The 3,252-nt window shown below is 67.5% G+C and carries 3 protein-coding genes and 1 pseudogene; all 4 read right to left on the bottom strand.

Annotated features, from left to right (window positions below):
• The coding region (locus tag AZG88_RS54535; protein WP_231914300.1) for a hypothetical protein at window positions 1-218 on the bottom strand (218 nt) is incomplete at its 3' end.
• 139 nt (window positions 219-357) lie between these two features.
• Window positions 358-1,464, bottom strand: a complete 1,107-nt coding sequence (alr, locus tag AZG88_RS35315) for an alanine racemase (RefSeq protein WP_061700409.1) — start codon at window positions 1,462-1,464, stop codon at window positions 358-360.
• The gene (locus AZG88_RS35310) at window positions 1,464-2,936 is read right to left on the bottom strand and encodes an amino acid permease (RefSeq protein WP_061041770.1); all 1,473 of its coding nucleotides are present in this window, start codon (window positions 2,934-2,936) and stop codon (window positions 1,464-1,466) included. The genes alr and AZG88_RS35310 overlap by 1 nt, the downstream gene beginning before the upstream one ends.
• Window positions 2,937-3,112: 176 nt before the next feature.
• A pseudogene (locus AZG88_RS52160) lies at window positions 3,113-3,252 on the bottom strand (alanine dehydrogenase); the annotation flags it as partial.

The raw sequence follows: 3,252 nt of genomic DNA, 5'->3' as shown, positions 1-3,252 counted from the left end.
ATCCTCCGCAAGGATCTCCGCGCGAAAGAAGCTGCGGGGCAGTAGGAGTCCGACATGAACAACGCACCGAATCCGACCACGTCCGCCCCTACATGCACTTTCTCGTCGCCACCAACGGAACCCAGGAACTTCGGCATCCGGTGGTCCTGCCCGAGCTGACCGTCATCGAACGCGCCCGCGTCAGCGCCGAAGTCGCGCTCACCGATCGGCGCCCTCACCCCCGAGGCCTTCCGAGAGGTAGTCCAACGCCCTCGTGGACCGGGACGCCGGACCTCACTGCCGAACCAGCAGCTGGTGGCCCGCCTCAGCGCCGCCGATGTATCGCTTCACGATCCGTCCCCGTAGTCCGGTGACCACCTAGTAGTGGATGGTGCCGAGTGCGTCGGCCCAGTCCTGTGCGACGGGTTCGCCGTGTCGGCCGTTGCCGAAGAACACGGCGTGGTCGCCTTCGCGGACACCGCCGCCGTCCGGGCCGAGGTCCACGACCACCTGGTCCATGCACACCCGGCCGATTCCCGGCCGTCGGACGCCACCGAGCAGCACGTCGAACTTGCCGCCGAGAGCGCGCGGGATTCCGTCGGCGTAGCCGGCGGGCAGCAGGGCAACGACGGTGTCGCGCGGGGCGATCCAGCCGTGCCCGTAAGACACTCCCTCGCCGGCTGCGACCTCCTTGACCAACGCGACCCGGGTCCGGACCGTCATCGCTGGGATCAGCCCGAAGGTCCCCAGTTCAGGTACCGGTGTCAGCCCGTAGACGGCGATTCCCGGTCGGACCAGATCGAAATGCAGGTCCGGTCGGGTGAGAGTGGCCGCCGAGTTCGCCAGGTGCACGATTTCCGGTTCGAGTCCGCGCGCCTGCGCCGTCGCAATCGCGTCGAGGAATCGCTGGCGTTGGGTGTCGAGGACCGGGTTGCCCGGCTCATCGGCGTGGGCGAGATGGGAGAAGATCGTGCGCAGCCGGACCGTGCCCTCGCGGGTGAGCCGGACAATTTCGTCGAGCAGCAGCGGGTATTCCCTTGGTGAGGCGCCGTTGCGGTTGAGTCCGGTGTCCACCTTGATCGCGATCGTCGCGGGTTTCCCCAACGCGGAGGCGGCCGCGGCAATGGCGAGCAGATGCGTGGTGGAGGGGACCCCGATCTCGATGTCCGCCTCGATGGCGCCGCGGTAGTCGACCTCGGGGTTGTTCAGCCAGCACAGGATTGGCGCCGCAATGCCGGCCCGACGCAGCTGCAGCGCCTCCGCAATGGTGGTGACACCGATCTCGCGGGCTCCGGCGGCCAGCGCTGCCGCGGCGACGGCTGCGCCGCCGTGGTTGTATCCGTCGGCCTTGACGACGGCCATCAGACCGGCGTTACCGGCGTGTTCGCGCAGGATCCGGATGTTGTGGGCGATCGCGTCGAGGTCGATGACGGCTTCCGCCTGCGGGGCGGGCACTCCGGATACCGCCTGCCGGGCCGGGATCATTACGCGCCCCCGGATCGGGTGCCCTGTTCGGTGCCCAGGGCACTGCTCGAGCTGCCTCGTCCTGCTGGTGCCAGTCGGGTGAGGGCGGCGTAGCCGGCGCAGACCAGCCCCGCCCAGACGGCGCCAACCGCCAGCGCGGTGCGCCCACTGTCGGTGAAGAACAGCAGGACCATGACCAGGCCGAGGAATCCGAGGGCGAGGGGGGTGGTGACCGGTGCCCCGGGTAGGCGGTAGTCGCTGGCCGGCAGGGTGCCGTCGGTAACGCGGCCCCGGTAGATCATGTGGCAGACCAGGATGACGGCCCAGACGAAGATGATGCCGACGGTGGACACCGAGGTGATGTAGGTGAAGGCCTTGTCGGGGGAGACGGCGTTGACGACGACGCCGAGGACCATGACACCGGCGGACAGGCAGATTCCGGTGAACGGCACCGCGCGGGAGCTGAGGGTGCCGACCCGGGCGGGTGCCTCCCCGCGCAGCGACAGGCTGCGCAGCATCCGGCCGGTGGAGTAGATGCCCGAGTTGCATGAGGACAGTGCGGCGGTGAGCAACACGAAATTGATGATGCCCGCTGCGGCCGGGATGCCGATCTGCTCGAAAACTTCGACGAACGGACTCTTCCCGGACTGAAAATTGCGCCAGCTGGCGACGGACATGATCACCAGCAGGGCACCGATGTAGAACAAGCCGATGCGGACCGGAAGGGTGTTGATCGCCTTGCGCAGCGTCTTCTTGGGGTCACGTGCCTCCCCGGCGGTCACCCCGACGAGTTCGACGCCGACATAGGCGAACAGCACGATCTGCAGGGTCATCAGGGACTGGCCGAAACCGTGCGGGAAGACCCCGCCGTCGGCCCACAGGTTGGTCACTGACGGGTGGGCGGCGTGACCGAATCCGATGGTCAGCACCCCGATCCCGATCAGGATCATGCCGACGATCGCGGTGATCTTGATTGCGGAGAACCAGAACTCGGCCTCCCCGAACAGCCGCACCGAGATCAAGTTCGCACCGAACAGCACGGTCAGCACGACCAGGGCGGTGATCCACGGCTGGATGTCGAACCAGTACTCGATGTATTTGCCGGCGACGGTGATCTCGGCCATGCAGGTGCTCACCCACACCGCCCAATAGGTCCAGCCGGTGGCGAACCCGGCGAACCGGCCGAGGAACTCGTGGGCGTACTCGGCGAAACTGCCGGAGACCGGTCGGTAGGTCAGCAACTCGCCCAGTGCCCGCATGATCACGAAAATCGCCAGGCCCGCGGCGAGGTAGGACAGGATCAACGCGGGACCCGCCTGTGCGATCGCGCCGCCCGATCCGTAGAACAGGCCGGTGCCGATCGCCCCGCCGATCGCGATCATTTGAATCGTCCGCGAACTCAATCCTCGGGCGTAGCCCTCCGACTCGGGAGTCGCGAGTTGACTCGGGTGCGTACTCGTGTTCGTCAGGTGCTGGTGGTCGGGAATTGTCATGTGCACTCCTTCGGTGATCGCGGCCGCGACCAGACCACGACATCGACATCGACATCAAGGGTGGCTCGATGGCGGCGCGGGTCATCGCCTGGATCGATTCCGGTGGGGTCGTCGCGAGCGGCCGATCATGTGTGGCCGTGTAGGGGTGCGGTGCGTCCGCACACCCCTGGGGAGAACTAGGCGGCCGGCGTGTGAGCGGTGTAGCCGTGGGCGGCAGCGACTTCGGCGGAGAGCAGCTGTCCGTCGTGGGTGGACAGTCCCTCGGCGAGTCCGGGGACGGTCGCGATGGCGTCTTTCCAGCCGTTGTCGGCGAGGG

It is taken from the genome of Rhodococcus sp. LB1 (assembly GCF_001583455.1).
In the GTDB taxonomy this organism is placed as follows: domain Bacteria; phylum Actinomycetota; class Actinomycetes; order Mycobacteriales; family Mycobacteriaceae; genus Rhodococcus_F; species Rhodococcus_F opacus.
This window is presented reverse-complemented; position numbering and strand designations above follow the sequence as displayed.

Coding starts and splice junctions, on each gene's coding strand:
- alr (WP_061700409.1), bottom strand. CDS start 1,464: ATGATCCCGGCCCGGCAGGCGGTATCCGGAGTGCCCGCCCCGCAGGCG.
- AZG88_RS35310 (WP_061041770.1), bottom strand. CDS start 2,936: ATGACAATTCCCGACCACCAGCACCTGACGAACACGAGTACGCACCCG.